The sequence below is a fragment of the Streptococcus varani genome, assembly GCF_001375655.1.
Classification (GTDB): domain Bacteria; phylum Bacillota; class Bacilli; order Lactobacillales; family Streptococcaceae; genus Streptococcus; species Streptococcus varani.
This window is the reverse complement of the sequence record NZ_CTEN01000001.1, coordinates 410,866-430,271: the sequence shown is the minus strand read 5'-3', so window position 1 is coordinate 430,271 and position 19,406 is coordinate 410,866. Positions and strand designations below refer to the sequence as shown.

The following is a 19,406-nucleotide window of genomic DNA, read 5'->3' as shown; positions in this document are numbered from 1 at the left end:
CGGATTTCTTCTTTTTCATTTCTCAAAATAATAAACCAAACAATGCCAATATAGCCAGGCCACCCTGAGTCAATAGGATTTTCTTATCGGTTGTCAGTGCTCCATAAAGTGCTACTGCCACAACAAAAATTAAAAATAAAGCGACTAACTCAGTAGCCTTTGAAATGTAGAGGCCATATAGGAGACAGACAGCAATAAGACCATTGTAAACACCTTGGTTTTTAAAGAGTTTATCAACTGATGGCTTTGCTAATTCTTCCTGGCTCATATTAAAAATACGGCCAGTCGTTTTTGATTGAGTCGCAAGGGTTTCAAGATAAAAAATATAAAAATGCTCCAAGGCAACTAAGGTTGCGAGCACGGATGTAAGAGTTGACATAGGTCTCCTTTATTTATATTGCCTTTTGAATTAACTTCAATACGTTGTCACTATCGGCTTGCCCTACTCCAGTACTGCCTGCACCTCAGTTCCTAGTCCTAAAGCTAATTCATTTGGCTATAAATGTTTGATTTGTCAATTTTATTACAGAAAAACAGATTTTGCAATGATAATGCACAAAAAAAACAACTCTTTCGAGCTGTTTTGAATATTTAAGGAGCGTAAATATATGAAAGGTGACCAGAAGCTGCATTTGGATTGAACCAACCACGATGATTATCAATCCATTGGCGTCCATTGATATTGGCTTCCAATACTTGAATATTGTTTCCATCCACACCGGTTACTAAAGCTACGTGACCGAATCCACCGTCGTTCCATACCGCAATTGCACCGACTGCTGGTGTCGTACCAACTGCAAAACCTTCACGGAAAGCATTCTCAGCCCACTGCGAAGCATTTCCCCACCAGTCGCCAGCCCAGCCTGTCAACTTTTGAACAGCCCAAGTACATTGACCAACTGGATAGTTAACACCTGGTTCATAAGTATAACCTGGCAAATAGTAAGAAGAAGTTGTTTCCACTTGTGCTCTAGTTCCTGCTGGTGCAGTTACTTGCAAAATTTGCCCTGGGACAATAGTAGAATAGATGTTCAAACCATTATTGCTTGCCAACTGATTAAAGTCCATCCCGTAGGTTGCGGCAATAGAAGAGAAGGAATCACCTGCTTGAACTGTATAGTTACTTGAACTTGTCGAACTTGCAACGGCAGGTGCCGGATTTTCTACCACTGTTGCCGGTGCTTGGTAACCAGGTATTGTCAAAACTTGACCAGGTACAATCAAATCATAGATGCCCAAACCGTTAGCTGCAGCCAAAGTATTTGGATCCAGACCATATTTTTGGGCAATCAAATAGAAAGAATCACCCTGTTGAATCGTATATGAAGTATCCGCAGATGCAGACTGATCCATTAAAAGACCACCAGCCAAGACAAGGGCGAATAAGCTTACTTTTCCTAAAACTTTTTTCATTTCTTATTTCTCCATTTTTTGATAAGACAATACTATCAAATAATTGCGTCAAAAAAATCACAAGGAAATTAAAAAAGAATGTTTTTTATTACAAGCATTTATCAAATAGGGAGCTATTATGACAAAACCGTTTCTAGAAAAATGGGCTCCATCTCTTTAAAAGGAAAAATCAGTTTTCAAAAAACTGATCAATCTCTTGGTATTTGGCTCTTTTAATTCTATAAATAGGAGGCTAATTTGGCAAACGTTTTTCCATTGCGAATCGTAATCCATTTGTAATAAGGCTCCTTGATCAAATATTTATGGTAGGCTGTTTTCAAATATTCCTTCTCATCATATTTCCCCCAGTAAACACCCAATTGTCCAAAATGCACCACTTCATTTTTCAAAGGCATAGCCTTGATGCGGCTTTGAGCTTCCTCTTTGTCCACCCGGTCTGTATAAAAAAGGACATCTTTTCGGGCCAAGTCTTCTTGCCACCAATCTGGTAACTGATTGAGGTCAGCTTGGTAACTTTCCTTGTCAAAGAGAGAAAAGGCTTGTATGAAAGGATAGTTTTCTTCAAAAAACTGCTTCAACTTTTGATGGATTTCAGGATAGGGTTCTTGCGTGTCGAAGAAAAGATTCCCGCTATTGATATAGGTCTCTACCTGCTGGTAGCCTAGCTTTTGCACCTGCTCTCGCAACTGGCTCATAAGGACTTTATTTTTACCACCGACATTAATTCCTCGTAAAAGCACTGCATATTTCATCATTTTCTCCTAAAGATGAGCCTTGATTAGGTCTCGTAGCTCTCTCCGTTTTGCAATCCAGAGAGTTCGATCGTCATAAAGGTAGGTCCGGTTGGTTAAAAAAATAGCTGCCTTTTGCGCCTTGCGATTGACCATGATAAAGGGCCCGGTATAGCCAGTATGGTCTAACCAATCCCCATCCTCAATATTCCAGACAACAGAGCGCGCCTTGGAAAAACTGATATTTTGAGTCAGTTTCTCCGCAAAAGTATCCTCTAGATAATGTTGGAGGAAAATCTGCATATCTTCTATGGTAGAAAAGAGGCCAGCAGACCCGGCATGAGGCTCCAAGACTCTGGCTTTTGGATCATGAACAATCCCTGCTGGTATTTCTTTAACTGTTGGAACCGCTCCTTCCACAGGACCAAAACTTGTTCTCTTCATTTGCCAAGGATTGAAAATCTGCTCCTGCAAAATTTCGTCAAGAGATTGACCGTAGATTTCTTCTAGCATGAAACCGAGTAAAAGTAAGTTAAGATCCGTATAGTGAAACGCCTTCTGGTCCGTCACTTGAATCTGGTTAATGGCTTTTCTCAAAGCAGCCTCATCCAACTCATCCCGATTGGGGATAAAAGGGTTGATTCCAGATGCATGAGTGACTAGCTGCCGAATGGTCAGACTCGCATCCGCAACAGCAGGATAATAGCTTTTTAACGGACAATCCAAATCAATCTTTCCTTCTTGAAGCAAAAAAATAAGCAGAGTTCCGACACCCACTACCTTGGAAACCGAAGCTAAATCATAAAGAAGACCAGCTCGTGTCGGCTGGCCTTCCTGGCTTTGACCAAAATAATAGTTTTGCCAGTGCCCATCCGAATATAGGGATAAACTGGCACCCAGATAGAGGTTTTCTGCTATCTGATCTTGAATTTTGTCAAAAATGTTTTGTCTCATTTTTCAAACCAAATTTCGATATTACTTGGATCTGTCGTCTGTAAGAAAGTTTCCTTCTTATCGATAAAGAAATCTCCACTTAAGTGTGACTTCAAAGTAGCTAAATCCGCATCCGAAGCAAGTGGCACGCGTAAGCTATCCAAATCCCAAGTGCTATCTGCTGCTGCCAATAAGTCCGCATCCTTGGCATCTTGGAAGGCAACAACGTCTTGTTCAGGCAAAAATTTCTGATAGAAATCTTTGCTGGCTTGTGGACTTGGTGTATTGATGAGAATTTTTTCCACAAAAAATTCTGTCAAACCCGAAAAGTCATTTGCTCTGGTAAAGGTAACAGGAGGCAAGATTTCTTGTAAATCAGACGAATTTTCTTCGCTATGCAAGAGAAAACGGTAGCCTTCTGGCATACTGGTTTCAAAACCCAGACCCTTTTTCCCACGATAGAGTTTGCTAAAAGGAGCTCCCTCTGCAAGCAGGCTTTCGATTTCTGCTGGATCTTTCACTTTTAAGGTGATGTTGGCTAGTTTTTTTAGACCCTTGACAGCTCGTGTCCGCATAGAAGGGGATTCAATCAAAACCAGTCTAGCTTTTTTATCTTGCTTATGTCCAGCAAACTCCGCAAAAGGACCTTCTTCCAAAATCGTTTTCATTCCCAATTTTTCTTCTAGAAAGGTTTGGTTAACACTTCGATTATTCACTCTCAAGGCTGGGACAATCATATTTTTTTCTTCTAACATTTCTTACTCCTAAAATCAGTACTCTTCTATTTTAATGGAAAATGGACGATTTGACAAACTTTTATACATCTTTTTGAAAAGGAATTCATTTTTTTCTTTTTTAGACAAAGCTACTTATATCCGCTATAATGGTTAATGGGCATTAGAATCATGAACTGAGGAGAAATTATGCGTTTTAATCAATTTTCTTATATACAAATAGACAGAAGTATCCAAATCAAGGAGCTAAAGGAGCTGGGTTTTGATATCCATCCGGATAATACAGACAAGAAAAATTTAGAAAGCTTTGTTCGTAAGTCTTTCTTTTTGATTGAAAATACGGATATTCCATTATCCAATCTGATTGCAGACTGGGACTTGGATTTGCTGACTTTTTTCCAATCAGATATAGCCTTGACCGACCAAATTTTCTACCAAGTTGCCCTGCAGTTACTTGGTTTTGTTCCACATGTAGACTACAGCAATGTTTCAGATTTTATCAAGGAATCAGGCTTTCCTATCACTTTCGGTAATGTCATTGATAACCTCTACCAACTGCTCAATACCCGCACCAAATCTGGAAATAGCCTGGTAGACCAGCTGGTTAGTGATGATTTGATGGCTGAGGACAATCACTATCACTTCTTTAACGGGAAAGCCTTGGCAACTTTTTCAACAAAGGATGTGATCCGCGAAGTGGTCTATGTGGAAACTCCTGTCGATACAGCTAAAACAGGACAGACAGACCTAGTCAAAGTGTCTATCATCCGACCCAAAGCCACTGCTTTAAGAGTCCCAGCTATCATCACCAATAGCCCCTATCATCAAGGTGTCAATGAGACAGCCAGTGATGCTGCCCTCCATAAGATGGAAGCGGACTTGCTTCAAAAAACTCCTTGTAATATCCAACTAGAACAAACTAATTTGGAACTCCTTGAGGGCGACACACGCGCATTACTAGTCTCTGAAGCAACTGAGAAACTGGCTCACATCTCTTCGTATTCATTAAATGACTATTTCTTAGCTAGAGGCTTTGCGAATATCCATGTATCCGGCGTCGGCACCTTGGGTTCAACTGGTTATATGACTTCTGGCGACTACCAACAGGTCTATGCCTATAAGGCTGTGATTGATTGGCTCAACGGCCGGACCAAAGCCTACACCGATCAAACACGGTCAGCTTTTGTCCTTGCTGACTGGTCCAATGGTAAGGTGGCCACAAGTGGGCTCTCCTATCTAGGAACCATGTCCAATGCTTTAGCAACAACTGGAGTTCCAGGCTTGGAAGTTGTCATCGCGGAAGCTGGAATTTCTAGCTGGTATGATTACTACCGAGAAAACGGACTGGTTACCAGTCCTGGTGGTTATCCTGGTGAAGATTTGGATAGTTTGACCGCCCTAACCTATTCACGTAGCCTGCAAGCAGGGGATTTTCTTCGCCAAAGAAAGACCTACCAAGCAGGCTTGTCCGCTGAAAGACAAGCTCTGGACCGTGAGTCAGGTGATTACAATCAATATTGGCATGACCGCAACTATCTCCTTCATGCAGACAAGGTCACTTGTCAGGTTGTTTTCACTCACGGCTCTCAGGATTGGAATGTCAAACCACTCCATGTTTGGAATATGTTCCATGCTCTACCAAATCATATTGACAAGCACCTCTTTTTACATAACGGCGCTCACGTTTACATGAACAACTGGCAATCCATTGATTTCAGAGAGTCGATGAATGCCCTCCTCAGTCAAAAACTACTGGGCTATGAAAACAACTATAGGCTCCCAACTGTCATCTGGCAGGATAACAGCGCTGACCAAACTTGGACTAGTCTAAAAGACTTTGGAGCAGCCAAGAAGGAGGTTTTCCCTCTCGGAAAAGAAATCGCCAGCATCCAGCAAGCCTATGAAGAGGAAACGTTTGCTACCTACGGTAAGTCCTATGCAGCTTTTCATCAAGATTTATATGCCGGAAAGGCCAATCAAATTAGCATTGACATCCCTGTCAAAGAAGACATCCTACTCAATGGACCGGTGCAATTACAACTCAAGGTCAAATCAAGCGTGGCTAAGGGACTCTTATCCGCACAAGTCCTAGATTTTGGACAGAGCAAACGCCTGGCACCCATCCCTAGCCTCAAAGCTCGTGCTAGCCTCGATAACGGGCGCTACCATGCTCAGGAAAATCTCATGGAATTACCATTTGTAGACAGCCCTTACCGGGTCATCACTAAAGGCTACCTCAACCTACAAAACCGAAATGACCTGCTAACGGTTGAAGCCGTTCCAGCGGATGAATGGATGACTTTTAACTGGGACTTACAACCAACCATCTATAAATTCCAGAAAGGAACTAATATTCGACTGATTCTCTACACCACTGATTTCGAAATCACTATTCGAGACAACAGTGAGTGGATTATTTCGGTTGATTTAACCCAGTCAAAAATGCTTTTGCCAAGAGATTAATAGATACAAAATAGATACAAAAAAGAAGCCTGAGCTTCTTTTCAGATTGTAGACAAACTTCATTTTTGAGGTTTGTCTTTTTTTGTATTTTCGGAATAATGATGCGAAATGTAGTGAAAATTGACAGATTTGGACAAAATAAAAAGGCTTCCCAGCCATCATTTTCACCAGTTTTTTGATATTAAGACATGCCAAAGTCAGTCCAACCTTATCTTCCATTTTGGACTTTCCTCTTTCTCTTGTATAGCGCAAATTATGGTACTCTTTGGCTGTTCCAAAGAGCCGTTCAATGGTTTCCTTACGCTTCTGATAAAGCTCCTTCATTCCTTTTTGATGTCGGATATCTTCACAAATCTCAAGGGCCTCTTTCCATATATGACGCGTCACAACCTTCTGATGGTTTCTGCTTTCTGTACAGACAGATAGTAAAGGACATTGTGCACAAATTTTAGGATCACTCTTGTATTCACGATAGCCCTCACGGGTTGTTGTTCGATAGGTTAGTTCTTGATTTTCTGGACAAAGGTAACAGTCGAAATACTCATCGTAGATAAAATCTTTTGGTCGTAGTTTCCCTTTCTTTCCTCTAGGTCTAGTGTATGGAAAAACAGGAGTAATATTTTGGTCTAGAAGAAACTTGGCAATACTTGGTGTTTTATAGCCGGCATCCGCAATCAGGTAGTGTGGTTGAAAGGGTTCAATTTTAGAAAATAGAGTAGGGAAAGCTTGGCTATCATGAATATTGCCTGCTTCAACTGTATAAGCCAATGCCCAACCGTGCTTATCACAAGCTACCTGAGCAGAATAGGCAAATACTTCCTTATGCTCACCCTTATGAAACCAACCGCTCTCTGGGTCTGTGGTTGAAACTTTCTTTTCCTTAGCCTCGCTTTCTGCGGGCTTTAGCGACTTTTTTGCCTGTTTTTTCCTATCTAAATCAATCTCAAGTTCCAGTTGGTCACTCATAAACTTGGCTTGTTGTTCCACTAATTGCTTGGTGTACTTGTGATTATTCGCCGCAGCTTTGATATGAGTTCCATCCACGAAAATTTCAGAAGGGTCAATCAAACCAGCTCTTAAGGTTTGATTGAGAATTCGAGAGAAAATCTCAGAGATGAGCTCTTTTTCTTGGAATCTTCGACTGTAATTCTTCCCATAAGTAGTGAAGTGGGGGACCCTGTCATCGAGAGTAAGACCGAGAAACCAACGATAAGCCATATTGACTTCGATTTCCTTGATAGTTTGACGCATGGACCGAATACCATAGAGGCACTGAATAAGAGGGATTTTAACCAGCATGACAGGATCTAAACTCGGACGACCATTATCGGTTGAGTAGGTGTCCTCTACCAACTCATAAATGAAGTTAAAATCAATCACCTCATCAACTTGACGAAGGAAATGATCAATTGGAACAAGGTCATCAAGTGTATAGAAACCATATTGATTGCGGTTGTAATCTGGTTTTTCCTTATGAAGCATAGCCAAACCTCCTCATACTAGATACTTTAATTATACTCCTATTCACAAAGAAAAGCCCTTAGAAACCTAATTCCGAGGACTTTGTCTTCAGTCTGAAAAGAAGCCTGAGCTTCTTTTTTGCCTACTGAGAAAGTCTTAGAAATCCTTCTCTAGGACTTACATTTAAAACCTGACAAACCGCATAAAGATCTTCATCTGTCAATCCCTGGTATTGTTTGATAGCCATGGTTTGTAGATGAATCATGGCCGCTTTATCGACCGTCTCAATCAAACCGAAACAATCCTGAAAATCTTTTCCTGTTGCTAAAATACCATGAAATGCCCAGACAACAATGCGGCATTCCCTTAACTTTTCAACGGAATGTTGGGCAATCTCTAAAGTTCCTGGTAACTCCCAAGGTAAGATACCAACTCCATCTGGAAATACTACAATACTCTCTGTTAGTACTCGCCAGAGTGGTAAGGTATAAGATTTATCATCATGTTCTGATACCAAGGAATAGGCTGTCGCATTAGGTGCATGATTGTGAACTACAACCCGATGGTCAGGATCGACAGAAAGCCGTTGTGCATGGGCTAAAAGATGCATATAGAACTCGCTAGTGGGGCGTCGATTTTCTGCAAACCCCCAAATAACATCATAACCTGTATCCGTTACCCTTATAACCCCTGCATCCCGCTCAACATGTTCCTTGAGGTTGCGAAAATGACTACCTGAAGAAGTGATTAGGATGTATTTTCCAACCATGGACATTGGAATATCATCTACCTCAACTCTTCTTTCTACCTGCTCACTATTAGGGAGATTATATAAGTCTTCTTCTCTTAAAATACAACTAACATTTCCGCCATTGTATTCATCCCAACCCTTGCTCCACATATCATAGGTTAATTGGCACAATTCTGTCACAATTGTTGATTCTTCAAATCTCGATAGCATATTATTTCCTCTCATATTTAGAAAAGAAAGAGGTTAGGTTTCCCTATCCTCCTATCCTTTTATAGTCATTTGAATGAACTTTGATACGTCGTCATTTTCTACTTGCCGTACTCTAGTACAGCCTGCGTCTCAATTCCTAGTCCAAAAGTTCATTCATTCGACTATATCTATTCAAATCCCTCGTCCTTATTTTCTTGATTCCAGATTGGGCGACGATTCATCAAATCATCAATGTCACCAATTTTTCTACCTTTAGAATAGTAACCATCAAGAATACCAAGTTTTTGGAAAACAGTCTGTTTGTAGGCGATTTCAGCATTCCACTCCACGGTATCAATGATTTGAAGGGACTTATTCAACGCTTCTTCTCCATCAGCACCAGGTGTTAAGACTAAAATCCCATGACTATCCAACAAGTATTCCTTAGGCAGTTTATTGCCTGCTTCCTTCAGTTCTTGACGGACAATTTCTGCCAATTCTGGTGTTGTGTTTGGTGCAAAATCTAAGACCTTGATATATTCGACCTTTTGAGTTGCTTCAGATAAGTTGGGCATGTCTAAATGACTAGTCGCCCAGAACATAGCATTGGGCGCGTGGGCATGGAAGACACACTTAATATCTGGGTTTGTTTCATAGCAAGCAAAATGTAAATTTATTTCACGTGTTGGCTTTCCTTCGCCAGCTACAACCTCTCTATTCTCCAGATCAATGACTAGGACTTGAGCAGCACTAACTTTTCCGTGATAAGCTTCTGACATCATTGATGGAGTCATGATGATGAATTCTTTCCCTCTTGTATCCCTTGTCTTAAAAGAGAAATTCCCACCAGCCGTATTAGTATTTTTCCGATAAAAAGTTAGCTCAATGGCCTCAGCCATGGCTCGTCTCTCTTGTTCAAACATTATTTTTCCACTTGTCATTTACTATTCACCTTTTTCCTTCCTTGATGTAATGCAGTATAAATTTTGTCTGCTTTTTTTCTTTTTTCAGCTTGTTTGTCATCATATTCTTTGAAGAGGGTCGCATAACCGTTACGATAGACAATGAAGCTGATAGCAACGGCTAATATATTGTAAAGATAATTTCTACTATTTAGACCAAGTAGAAAGAGAATTAGTGCAACAAATAGAAGAAATAACCATAGACTCTTATTAGTTTTCATAGCGTTTTGACGGAACTTCTTGAGACATCATTGTTTTATAAAGCCAGACAAAGAGTAACAAGAAGGCAACCGCCCCTCCAATCGCTAAGAAATTTCCATTGAAGGTTTCTGCAAAGAGGATTCTCAATTCAGGAGCTTCCAGTGTTGACCAAGTAATCAACTTTCCAGGTGCAACATCAACTGATTTGGTCGCATTAGCAAGACCTGTCAAAATTGGTGCAAAATAGGTTGCACTGTATAGATAGAGTGGTAGATAAACTAATCCTAGAATCATCATCCGAGCCAAATTCCCGCCAGTCAGTAAGAGACCTCCAACTGCGATAGAATAATTGAGGACACCAGCAATTGGTAGCACTGTGTTTCCTGGCAAGATGAGTGAGTAGCCGATGAAGAATGGTACCATGAGAATCAAAGTTACCCAAACTTCTGAACGACCCGCAAGAAGTGGCCAGTCCATCCCAATGTAGACTTCTCGGTCGTTGAACCGTTTTTTCATGAATTCACTCATGGCGTCAGCTAATGGTGAGAGAGACTGCATGAAAAGCTTACTTACCATTGGGAAGAGGGCCATGGCTGTCGCTACCTGAATACCCAAATTCAGTGAATTTGAGATTGAGTAGGCTCCGGCAAATCCAAGTAAGATACCAATGATAAAGCCCATTACTGAGTTCTCAGAGAAGATACCTAATTTTTTACGCAAAGCATTGGTATCTGCTTTTTTGTTAAGAAAGGGAATCTTATCCATTAACTTATTGACAGGTAACATGAAGACAGCAGAGAGATTCATACAGTGTGTTACGGTAACCATAGGAATGCCGGTCAAGTCTTCAATATGTTTCTGGAACATATCTCCTAACTTCAACTCCAAAACGACCTGAAGCGCTGCTACTAAGAAACCAGCCCATAGATGACCGCTAACATAGTAGACTAGGTAACCAGTTAGAGCTTTACCCCAGACATTCCACATGTCCACATTGAGGGTTTTGGTCCAGTTGAAACTCAGCATGATAATATTGATAATAATTTGAACTGCAAAGAAGGTAAAGGCATAACCCCATGACCAAACAATACTTGCCGCACCAGTCCAACCAAGATCAAGAGCTGGGAGAGAAATACCAGTATTGAGAGCTAGTGCTTCTGAAGCAGGTGACACCGCATTGGACATGTAGCCAATAATCATTCCCATACCCGAGAAAGCAACACCAAGAGTGATGGCTGAAAGAAAGGCTTTTTTAACATTCATTCCCACCAGCAATCCAAGAACAAAGATAATCAGTGGAACAAAAATCGCAGATCCTAAATCTAATATCCACTGGATAATATTTTGAAAGATTTCCATAATCTTTTCTCCTTTAAATAAGATACAAAGACCGTTAAAAATGAGATGAAAATAAAAATTTGACGCTGTGTCCTTGTACACAAGCAAATCTATCTATTTCAAAACATTTTTAGTGCCTTTTCATTTAAGACTGTTAGAAGGTTATTTTTTAGTAGCCTCTACAATCCTCTCGTAAACATCGTCTACTCCCATGCTAGTCAGGAAGGGTACCCCTGGAAAGACATCTACACCTAAGCGTTCTGCTTCATCCAAAACTTCTTGCTCTGGCATAGCAATGTAAACATAGATACTAGCGTGAGGCAACTCCCCCATAATCGACTTGTAGTCAACAGCCTCAACAGGATAATTGATTCCATCATCCTCAAAACGAGATTTTATTTTTTCCGCGATGGTTGTACTAGTTGCTACACCACTCCCACATGCTACGATAAGTTTTCTTGCCATTTTTTGGCCTCCTTAAAAAATTTTATAAATTTTGATCTAACAAATGAAACATATCTGTTTCATTTTCAGTTTGGGCAAACTGATTAACAAATGTTTCTTGTGAAAAAAGTTCCATCAGTCGGGCCAGTAATCCCACCTGAGCTTTTGGATCTTTGATTCCTAAGAAGAGAAAGTTCTGACAAAGCATCTCGGAATTGTCTCCCATCTGTAACATCGTAATGGGATTATCAATTCTAACAATATATATAAATGGTTTTTTGATGACTTCAGGATCCGTATGGGGTAGGGCGATATTCAAAAATTTTGTTTTTAAGCCTGTCGGAAAATGACTCTCCCTATCTAAGAGGGCCGACAAATAATTCTCCCTCACATAATCCTTTTCTAGCAAATTCTTTCCAATGATCTGAAACAAGTCACTATGATTTGAAGCATGATAATTCAAGTCAATCAATTCTGCCTGTAACATCATTTTATACATATAGCACTCCTTTGAAAAAATGTGTTATTTTTTGTTAATTTTTTGTTATTTTTTGTTATAATGTGATTATAAATGTTTTTCTCATCGTTGTCAACGCTTTCAATGATATTTTCTGTTAATTTTTGTTATTTATTTGTTAGATGTCGTTTTATATGTTTCTTTTCTAATAATATGATATGATGATAGAGTAATCTAAGTACCTGAAAGGAATAACCTGTTTTGAAAATCAATCGGAAAATCAAAATTTTGCAAATGCTACAAAAGTCTGAGGTCATTACGTATCAGGAGCTAGCTGACGCATTAGAGGTTTCTACTATGACAGTCCGCAGGGATATTACCGAACTAAGTAAGGAAAACGCGGTCATCAAAGAACATGGGGGGGTCAGAAGACTTACTTTTAAAGTACGGACAACTGATGAAAAACGACTTCTCTTCCCTCAAGAAAAGGAACATATTGCAAAACTTGCTGCTGATTTAATCGAGCCGAACAGCGTTATCTATCTTGGAGCTGGAACTACTATATTAGCTCTAGCCAAATGTCTAAAAAATAATCATAAGCATATTATTACAAATAGCTTATTTACCTTTAATTGGTTGGCTGACAATCACTTTGATAATATTTTGTTAACCGGGGGCGAATTTGTATCTAAATCAGAAGAGTTCCACGGCGAGCATGCTGAGAGATTGGTCAAAGACTTCTTTATCGACTATGCTTTTTTGGCTACTAATGGGCTGATCGATGATAGTCTGACTACATTCTCACCTTTTAGTGGTCGACTGCAGACGACCGCCATGCTTCAATCAAAAAAAGTCTATCTCTTGGCAGATCATTCTAAATTTGGAATCAGCGATTCCTATATTTTTGGAAAAGCAAACCAATTAGACGCTATTATTTCCGACTCAGGGTTAGATAACATCACTAAGCAACATTATCAGCAATACACTAATGTTATCAATTAACATTAAAAGAAAGGTATCTGCGAATGGTCTTGATTATAACTTTAAACCCCTCAATTGATTTACTATATTTTGAACCTAGTTTTGCTCTAGGAACACATAATCGTTTCAATAATTCCACGATTATGGCTGCCGGAAAGGGAATTAATTGCTCCCGAGCTTTATCCTATCTAGGTGAAAATGCCAGTTCGCTCTCATTAGTCGGTGGCCTTTGCGGTAATTTTTTCAAAAAACTACTGGAAGTCGAAGAGTTTGAATCCATTTATATCCCGATTGAAGCTGAAACCAGACATGCCATCACGATTATGCACGATGACAATGTACATACAGAAATTGTCGAGACTGGTCCTAAAGTTTCTTCAGATATGAAAGAGAAAATTTTTTCTGAGATACTAAAAATTATCAAAGAGAAAAAAATTGAAATTATTTCTATAAATGGTTCTGTTTACTCCGATGATAAGTATTTCTACAATGATTTAATTCAATTACTGCGAAAAGAAGCGAATCCCAATACAAAAATTCTAGCTGACTTTTCTCGAGCCGCTCTACAGAATATTTTTGGTCAATCAACTTCTTTTCCAGACTTTATCAAACCAAATATGGAAGAGTTTGGTCAGTTGACAGGGTTAAAAATTTCAAAGAAACAAGAAGTAATTGATTATCTGAAAAAAAATCCGTCTCCAATTCCGTATACTTTAGTCTCCTGTGGTGAACAGGGTGCTATTGCCCAATTTAATGGCCACTTGTATGATGTCACCGCTCCCAGCATTCAATTGGTTAACCCAACTGGATCCGGTGATTCTACTGTGGCAGGAGCAATTTATGCATTTAAAAATCATCTGTCAGATGAAAATATTATTCGCTATGCTATCGCTAGTGGTACAGCCAATGCTATGGAGACTGGAGTTGGGATTGCCAGACGGGAAATTGTAGAACAGTTATTAGAACAAGTTAATATTAAAAAAATAGACTAAAAAACAGAGTTTGCAATGAAAGCAAACTCTGTTTTTTAAACCCTTTGAGATTAGATGTTATCAAAATGGATAAATTCTATTTTAAAAGATGAACTCATATTTTGGTCTATTATAATCCTTTTCCCCTCAGAATGGACCGAGAAAAGTTTGGTCAGAATATATGACTTCAAATACCTTAGTAACTATTTATTTTGTTCACCTTAAATACAAACTTGATAAACTTAGCGATTTAATTTCTTATCAAGATTTTACTCTGAAAACTGGAATATTTCCGTAAAACAGTTCCCTGCAGATCAAAGAGGGTAAATGGTCACACCTTGAACGACCCGATTGACAGTTCCAGTTGGTGATGGTGTATCTGGAAGATTCTGGCATTTTATAGCTGTCATCAAAGCGAAGGTTTGTGCAAAGAGGATATATGGGAATGCTAAGAAGGCGTCTGGTAAATCCTGTCCTCCGGTCTCTAGGATAAAAGTAGGAGCCTCGGTATTCTCAATCGGACTGGATGAAAGAGCCACTATTCGACGAGCAATGCCATCTGTCTGTACTTCGTTGAGAAGATCGACATCATAGCGTTTAGTATAGGCATCGTTTGAAATATATTCAATTACGATGGTATTTTCATTAATCAAGGATTTTGGTCCATGACGGAAACCAAGGGGTGTCTCATACATAGTCGCTATTTTACCAGCAGTCAACTCTAAAATTTTCAACTGAGACTCATGAGACAAGCCATAGAAACCACCTGCTCCTAGATAAATCACACGATCAAAATCAAGATCCACTAGCTCTTGCACATAGTCTTCCCGGTCTAGTACATCCTGTCCTAGTCGGATAATGGTGTCCACATGAGATACCTTATCTTCCTCCGAAATACTGGAGAAAACTAGGAGAGCTGTCAATGACATACAAGAATAGCTTCCTGTCATGGCAAATCCCTTATCATTTGAGCCAGCTGGTTGCAACAACAACAAGTTGCGATCATCCCCTTGAGCCGCTTGAGCCAATTGTCCATCTTCTGCACAGGTAATGGTCACCTGATAAAGTTCGTCAACCAAGGCTTTAGCGTTTTCTACTGCTGCTAAACTTTCAGGGGAATTGCCACTACGGGCAAAGGACACCAAAATCGTTGGAATATCTACCTGCAAATAGTCCTGTGGGCGACTAACCAATTCAATGGAGCCAACAGATGAGAAACGGATTTTCTTCAGATCATTAACTTGATTGAGATGATTGCTGATGCTTTGACCAACAAACTCTGAAGTTCCAGCACCCGTAAAAATCACTTGAACATGTTCATGCTTGACTTGGATTGCTGCCAAAAACTCCTTAATGCTGTCCATTTTTTCAGCATAGAGGTCATAGGCTTGTCGCCATAGTTCTGGTTGCTGGTATATTTCAGGTACCGTGATGATAGCACCCAATGCTTCTAATTCTTCTTTTGGTAAGTGGAACATAAAACCCTCCTTTTAAGTGGTTATAACCAGTTTTTCTTTTATTATACTGCTTTCAGTAGCAGTCGTCAAGATAAAATAGATTAATATATTAAAAATTTTTAAGAATATCAAAAAAACCATCTATTCAAAGATAGATAGCTTGACATTTATTTATTTTTTAGCTGCCTTATGCCAGACAAAACCAAGCACAAAACCGGTAACGGCAAGTGGAATCCAGCCCATTGTATACTGACCAAGTGGCAAGGTTTTTGTAAAGAAGTTTGTCACTGCTGCTGGCATGGTGAAAAAGCCTGTCATAGCAGAGAAGGTCGATAGCGCATCGTAGACGGCCGCAACCATTGTAAAGGCAATCGTGGTCTGATAAACGCGTGTACCGCCTGCAAATAGGGAGCGCGCCAATGACAAGAAAATAATCACAACTGTCAGTGGATACAAGAGATACAAGACTGGAACTGACCAGCTGATGATTTCGGACAAACCAATAAAGTAAAGGCTGGTAGCAATCACAGTAAAGATTGTCGCCCATACTAGATGAGAAATCTTTGGACAGATTTTATTGAAGTATTCTGCACAGGCACTGATTAATCCAGTCGATGTTGTTAGACAAGCTAAGAAAACAATAGCACTCAAAACCGCACGACCTGCATTTCCCAAATAAAAGAGAGAGGCTTGGCTCAAGACATGACCGCCATCAATAGCTTGTTCTCCCAAAAGGAAACTTCCATCCGAAAAGGCGAAGAGGCTCTGAGAGGTCGCACCAATACGAGCCACAAAAATATAGATCACTGCTAACAATCCAACTGCAATCACACCGGACATAATGGTTACTTTTGCAATCTCGCGATTATCTTTGACGCCAAACATCTTCACAGAATTGATCACCACGATAGAAAAAGCCAAGGAAGCCAGTGCATCCATCGTACCATATCCCTGAATCAAACCAGCCACTAGGGGGAAATCCGCAAAAGCTACACTGGTAGAAGGACCTGCATTATGAGCCTGACCCAAGCCTCCTGCTGGATGGATGAAAGAGGCAGCAACTAAAAGACCAATGACCAATAATAGAGCAGGTGTGATATATTTTCCGATTCGTTCTACCATCTTGCTCGGCTTAATCGCTAGCCAATAAGATAAACCAAAGAAGACCACGGCATAAAGGACTTTTACCCAGATCGACGAGCCAAAGACAGGCTCAATACCGATAGAATAAGAAGTCGCACCCGTCCTAGGAATCGCAAAGAACGGACCGATAGAGAGGTAAAGCGCAATGGAAAAGAAGAGTGCAAAATGCTTGGAAATAGGGCGAGCAATGCTCTCAGCATCCTCTGTCCCTGTATAAGCAATGGCTACCACCCCTAATAAAGGAAGGGTTACGGCTGTCAAACAGAAGCCTAAAATAGCCCACCAGAACTGCTGACCTGAATAAATTCCTAAAAAAGCTGGATAGATTAGATTGCCTGCCCCAAAAAAGAGCGCAAAAAGCATGAGCCCAATCGCACCATATCGCACTAAAGCTGATTGTTTCATAAATTCTCCTATAATTACTGCATAATTTTCTAAAAAAACAGTAGTTAAATTGTAGCAAAAATGAGAACAATTTTCAAACTTGATTGCTTGGCTAAGATGGTAATTGGTCTATCCGAAAAATCATGGTATAATAAAAACATCAGATGATTTAAGGAGAACAATTCTTATGATGAATATGCAAAATATGATGAAGCAGGCTCAAAAGCTTCAAAAACAGATGGAACAGAAACAAGCTGAACTAGCCGCTACTTCTTTCACTGGTACTTCTGCTCAAGATTTGGTGACAGCAACCTTTACAGGTGATAAAAAATTGGTCTCAATCGATTTCAAACCAGAAGTGGTAGATGCGGATGATGTGGAAACCTTGCAAGATATGACCATCCAGGCCATCAACCAGGCTCTTGGGAAAATCGATGATGCCACTCAAAAATCAATGGGAGCCTTCGCAGGCAAATTACCATTTTAATGAGATACAAAGAGGCTGGGCAAAAAGTAGCTTCAGAATAGAAAAAACGAGCATTTCCACAGTTGGAGATGCTCGTTTCCCTATGTCATGGTTTATAATTATAATAACGACAAAACAACTAGAAAGCCATGATCATGTATAAAGAGTATAACACAAATCAATTGAGTTTGGAACTAAATCTTGCCTACGATTTTCCTCTGAATCATGAGGTTAGATTGATTAGTCTCTTTGTGGACAGTATTCCGAATCATATTTTGCTTGAAGAAACGTCACACACAGGTCGTCCTGCCTTTCATCCGGCTATGCTTTTGAAGATGACGCTCTTTGCTTATGCCCGCCAGGTCTTTTCTGGTCGCAAAATAGTTCAGATGAATGAAGAAGTCATTCCCATGAAATGGTTGAGCCAGGACACCTACGTCAGCTACAAAACCATCAATAATTTTCGTTCTAGTAAACATGCCAATAACCTAATTAAGACCACCTTTATTTATTTCACCCTCCTCATGCGTGAGAATGGCATGATTGAAGATGATGCTCTCTTTATCGATGGCACGAAGCTAGAAGCTGATGCCAATCTCTACTCTTTTACTTGGAAAAGAGCTGTTGATAAATACGAAGAGGCACTAAACGGAAAAATTTCAGAACTCTATGACCAGCTAGTTCAAGAGAGTGTGAACATAGCCCTGTCTAAAGAAGAACGTGAAACCAGCCAAGGTTTGGAAGAATTGCTTGAAAAAACTGAGGAAGCCTTAGCTGAAGTTGAGAAGGCTATTGAACAAGAACCAATAGTCATTAAGGGTGGTTCTGCTAATAAACAGAAACGCCGCAGACTAAAGAAAATTCGTAGGCAACTAAAAAATGATTATCTTCCTCGTAAACAGCGTTATGAAGAGGCTAGAGAAATTCTAAAAGAGCGTAACTCTTTCTCCAAAACGGATCATGACGCTACTTTTATGCGAATGAAAGAAGATCACATGATGAACGGTCAGCTCAAACCTGGCTATAATGTTCAAGCTGCCACCAATGGTCAATATGTACTTGCCTATGATATATTTCCAAATCCAACGGACACCCGAACCCTAAAACCATTTCTCCAATCCATTCAAACCTTAGACTTGTTCCAAAACATTGTCGCAGATGCCGGTTATGGCAGTGAGGAGAATTATAGTTTTATCATTGATGAGTTGGATAAGACCCCTCTAATTCCCTATGGCATGTACCAGAAGGAATTGACGAAGAAATATAAGAACAGTTCTACTAACCCAAGTAATTGGGACTACCTTGAAGAGACTGACCGGTTTATTAAACCAGACGGAGTTGTGTATTCCTTTAAGAATTACTCTCGTCGAACTGACAAGTACGGATTTAAACGTGACTTTAAAATCTACGAAGCGGATACAATACAAGGCACAGAAGAGTTAGAAAAACTTTCCAAAACAGAAAGTGGTCGCCAGAAACAAATCCATTACAATCCAACTTGGAATTACTTTAAAGAACTCATCAAGGAAGAATTACATAGCGAAGAAGGCTCTCGAATCTATGCCAAACGAAAGACAGATGTCGAACCCGTTTTTGGCCGATTGAAGAGTGTTTTTGGCGTGCGCAGGGTTCATGTCAGAGGCAATCAAGCCGTCCAAACGGAGATCGGCTTCCTATTCATGAGCATGAATCTAACAAAATTGGCTAAGAATCTCGACCCTAAAAATTCAAATACTCAAAAACCACACAGTGATTTTTTCATCTTGATCATCTTCAAGACAGAAATCACTGTGTGGTTTTATACATGATCATGGCTTTCTAGTTGTTTTGTCGTTATTATAATTATAAACCATGACATAGGGAAACGAGCATCTCCAACTGCGGAAATGCTCGTTTTTTCTTTTCTGAAGCTACTTTTTGCCCAGCC

At 39.9% G+C, this 19,406-nt stretch carries 17 protein-coding genes and 1 pseudogene; 5 read left to right on the top strand and 13 right to left on the bottom strand.

The window, feature by feature from the left end; genetic code table 11:
• Positions 1–22: 22 nt before the first annotated feature.
• The 5 genes from BN1356_RS02215 to BN1356_RS02195 all read right to left on the bottom strand — a co-directional run bounded on the left by BN1356_RS02215 (position 23) and on the right by BN1356_RS02195 (position 3,832).
• On the bottom strand, positions 23–379 hold the full coding sequence (locus BN1356_RS02215) for a DUF1304 domain-containing protein (RefSeq protein ID WP_093649795.1): 357 nt from the start codon (positions 377–379) through the stop codon (positions 23–25).
• Positions 380–591: 212 nt separating this feature from the next.
• Positions 592–1,413: a LysM peptidoglycan-binding domain-containing protein gene (locus BN1356_RS13045; protein ID WP_093649794.1), complete on the bottom strand. Its 822-nt coding sequence runs from the start codon at positions 1,411–1,413 to the stop codon at positions 592–594.
• Between the two features lie 218 nt (positions 1,414–1,631).
• A complete protein-coding gene (locus tag BN1356_RS02205; RefSeq protein WP_176694199.1) occupies positions 1,632–2,168 on the bottom strand; it encodes a DUF1697 domain-containing protein in 537 nt (178 codons plus the stop codon).
• 6 nt (positions 2,169–2,174) lie between these two features.
• Positions 2,175–3,098, bottom strand: a complete 924-nt coding sequence (locus tag BN1356_RS02200; protein WP_093649792.1) for a serine hydrolase domain-containing protein — start codon at positions 3,096–3,098, stop codon at positions 2,175–2,177.
• Positions 3,095–3,832, bottom strand: coding sequence for a CppA N-terminal domain-containing protein (locus tag BN1356_RS02195; RefSeq protein WP_093649791.1), 738 nt, complete (start codon positions 3,830–3,832; stop codon positions 3,095–3,097). Before BN1356_RS02195 ends, BN1356_RS02200 begins: the two co-directional genes overlap by 4 nt.
• Before the next feature lie 168 nt (positions 3,833–4,000).
• Between BN1356_RS02195 and BN1356_RS02190 the strand changes: the two genes are divergently transcribed.
• A complete protein-coding gene (locus tag BN1356_RS02190; RefSeq protein WP_093649790.1) occupies positions 4,001–6,274 on the top strand; it encodes a Xaa-Pro dipeptidyl-peptidase in 2,274 nt (757 codons plus the stop codon).
• Here the strand turns inward: BN1356_RS02190 and BN1356_RS02185 are convergent.
• The 6 genes and pseudogenes from BN1356_RS02185 to BN1356_RS02155 all read right to left on the bottom strand — a co-directional run bounded on the left by BN1356_RS02185 (position 6,225) and on the right by BN1356_RS02155 (position 12,119).
• Positions 6,225–7,756: pseudogene (locus tag BN1356_RS02185) on the bottom strand (IS1182 family transposase). The gene BN1356_RS02190 and the pseudogene BN1356_RS02185 sit on opposite strands and share 50 nt — an antisense overlap.
• A 121-nt stretch (positions 7,757–7,877) precedes the next feature.
• On the bottom strand, positions 7,878–8,696 hold the full coding sequence (gene rhaD / locus BN1356_RS02180; protein ID WP_093649789.1) for a rhamnulose-1-phosphate aldolase: 819 nt from the start codon (positions 8,694–8,696) through the stop codon (positions 7,878–7,880).
• 167 nt (positions 8,697–8,863) lie between these two features.
• Positions 8,864–9,616, bottom strand: a complete 753-nt coding sequence (locus BN1356_RS02175; RefSeq protein ID WP_093649788.1) for a class II aldolase/adducin family protein — start codon at positions 9,614–9,616, stop codon at positions 8,864–8,866.
• Between the two features lie 231 nt (positions 9,617–9,847).
• On the bottom strand, positions 9,848–11,197 hold the full coding sequence (locus BN1356_RS02165; RefSeq protein ID WP_093649786.1) for a PTS galactitol transporter subunit IIC: 1,350 nt from the start codon (positions 11,195–11,197) through the stop codon (positions 9,848–9,850).
• A 141-nt stretch (positions 11,198–11,338) separates the two neighbouring features.
• Positions 11,339–11,641 (bottom strand): PTS sugar transporter subunit IIB, encoded by a 303-nt coding sequence (locus tag BN1356_RS02160; protein WP_093649785.1) that lies wholly within the window; start codon positions 11,639–11,641, stop codon positions 11,339–11,341.
• A 22-nt stretch (positions 11,642–11,663) separates the two neighbouring features.
• Positions 11,664–12,119: a PTS sugar transporter subunit IIA gene (locus tag BN1356_RS02155; RefSeq protein ID WP_093649784.1), complete on the bottom strand. Its 456-nt coding sequence runs from the start codon at positions 12,117–12,119 to the stop codon at positions 11,664–11,666.
• A gap of 219 nt (positions 12,120–12,338) precedes the next feature.
• On the opposite strand from BN1356_RS02155, the gene BN1356_RS02150 reads away from it, so the two are divergent.
• Together BN1356_RS02150 and BN1356_RS02145 are read left to right on the top strand one after the other, a co-directional pair.
• Positions 12,339–13,079: a DeoR/GlpR family DNA-binding transcription regulator gene (locus tag BN1356_RS02150; protein ID WP_093649783.1), complete on the top strand. Its 741-nt coding sequence runs from the start codon at positions 12,339–12,341 to the stop codon at positions 13,077–13,079.
• Positions 13,080–13,102: 23 nt separating this feature from the next.
• Complete coding sequence (locus BN1356_RS02145; RefSeq protein ID WP_093649782.1) at positions 13,103–14,050, top strand: 1-phosphofructokinase family hexose kinase; 948 nt, start codon at positions 13,103–13,105, stop codon at positions 14,048–14,050.
• A gap of 293 nt (positions 14,051–14,343) precedes the next feature.
• On the opposite strand, the gene BN1356_RS02140 is transcribed toward BN1356_RS02145, so the two are convergent.
• Positions 14,344–15,507, bottom strand: coding sequence for an SIS domain-containing protein (locus tag BN1356_RS02140; protein WP_093649781.1), 1,164 nt, complete (start codon positions 15,505–15,507; stop codon positions 14,344–14,346).
• Positions 15,508–15,657: 150 nt separating this feature from the next.
• Positions 15,658–17,034 (bottom strand): branched-chain amino acid transport system II carrier protein, encoded by a 1,377-nt coding sequence (gene brnQ / locus BN1356_RS02135; protein WP_093649780.1) that lies wholly within the window; start codon positions 17,032–17,034, stop codon positions 15,658–15,660.
• A 166-nt stretch (positions 17,035–17,200) separates the two neighbouring features.
• Between brnQ and BN1356_RS02130 the strand changes: the two genes are divergently transcribed.
• Both BN1356_RS02130 and BN1356_RS02125 read left to right on the top strand, forming a co-directional pair.
• The gene (locus BN1356_RS02130; RefSeq protein WP_093649779.1) at positions 17,201–17,500 is read left to right on the top strand and encodes a YbaB/EbfC family nucleoid-associated protein; all 300 of its coding nucleotides are present in this window, start codon (positions 17,201–17,203) and stop codon (positions 17,498–17,500) included.
• A gap of 134 nt (positions 17,501–17,634) precedes the next feature.
• Positions 17,635–19,287, top strand: a complete 1,653-nt coding sequence (locus BN1356_RS02125) for an IS1182 family transposase (RefSeq protein WP_093649778.1) — start codon at positions 17,635–17,637, stop codon at positions 19,285–19,287.
• The last annotated feature ends 119 nt before the right edge of the window (positions 19,288–19,406 follow it).

Bases quoted from the DNA above. Each gene is read 5' to 3' on its own strand.
- BN1356_RS02130 (WP_093649779.1), top strand. From the start codon at position 17,201: ATGATGAATATGCAAAATATGATGAAGCAGGCTCAAAAGCTTCAAAAA.
- BN1356_RS02195 (WP_093649791.1), bottom strand. From the start codon at position 3,832: ATGTTAGAAGAAAAAAATATGATTGTCCCAGCCTTGAGAGTGAATAAT.
- BN1356_RS13045 (WP_093649794.1), bottom strand. From the start codon at position 1,413: ATGAAAAAAGTTTTAGGAAAAGTAAGCTTATTCGCCCTTGTCTTGGCT.
- BN1356_RS02215 (WP_093649795.1), bottom strand. From the start codon at position 379: ATGTCAACTCTTACATCCGTGCTCGCAACCTTAGTTGCCTTGGAGCAT.
- BN1356_RS02125 (WP_093649778.1), top strand. From the start codon at position 17,635: ATGTATAAAGAGTATAACACAAATCAATTGAGTTTGGAACTAAATCTT.
- BN1356_RS02145 (WP_093649782.1), top strand. From the start codon at position 13,103: ATGGTCTTGATTATAACTTTAAACCCCTCAATTGATTTACTATATTTT.
- BN1356_RS02165 (WP_093649786.1), bottom strand. From the start codon at position 11,197: ATGGAAATCTTTCAAAATATTATCCAGTGGATATTAGATTTAGGATCT.
- BN1356_RS02175 (WP_093649788.1), bottom strand. From the start codon at position 9,616: ATGACAAGTGGAAAAATAATGTTTGAACAAGAGAGACGAGCCATGGCT.
- BN1356_RS02190 (WP_093649790.1), top strand. From the start codon at position 4,001: ATGCGTTTTAATCAATTTTCTTATATACAAATAGACAGAAGTATCCAA.
- brnQ (WP_093649780.1), bottom strand. From the start codon at position 17,034: ATGAAACAATCAGCTTTAGTGCGATATGGTGCGATTGGGCTCATGCTT.
- BN1356_RS02160 (WP_093649785.1), bottom strand. From the start codon at position 11,641: ATGGCAAGAAAACTTATCGTAGCATGTGGGAGTGGTGTAGCAACTAGT.
- BN1356_RS02205 (WP_176694199.1), bottom strand. From the start codon at position 2,168: ATGATGAAATATGCAGTGCTTTTACGAGGAATTAATGTCGGTGGTAAA.
- rhaD (WP_093649789.1), bottom strand. From the start codon at position 8,696: ATGCTATCGAGATTTGAAGAATCAACAATTGTGACAGAATTGTGCCAA.
- BN1356_RS02155 (WP_093649784.1), bottom strand. From the start codon at position 12,119: ATGTATAAAATGATGTTACAGGCAGAATTGATTGACTTGAATTATCAT.
- BN1356_RS02140 (WP_093649781.1), bottom strand. From the start codon at position 15,507: ATGTTCCACTTACCAAAAGAAGAATTAGAAGCATTGGGTGCTATCATC.
- BN1356_RS02200 (WP_093649792.1), bottom strand. From the start codon at position 3,098: ATGAGACAAAACATTTTTGACAAAATTCAAGATCAGATAGCAGAAAAC.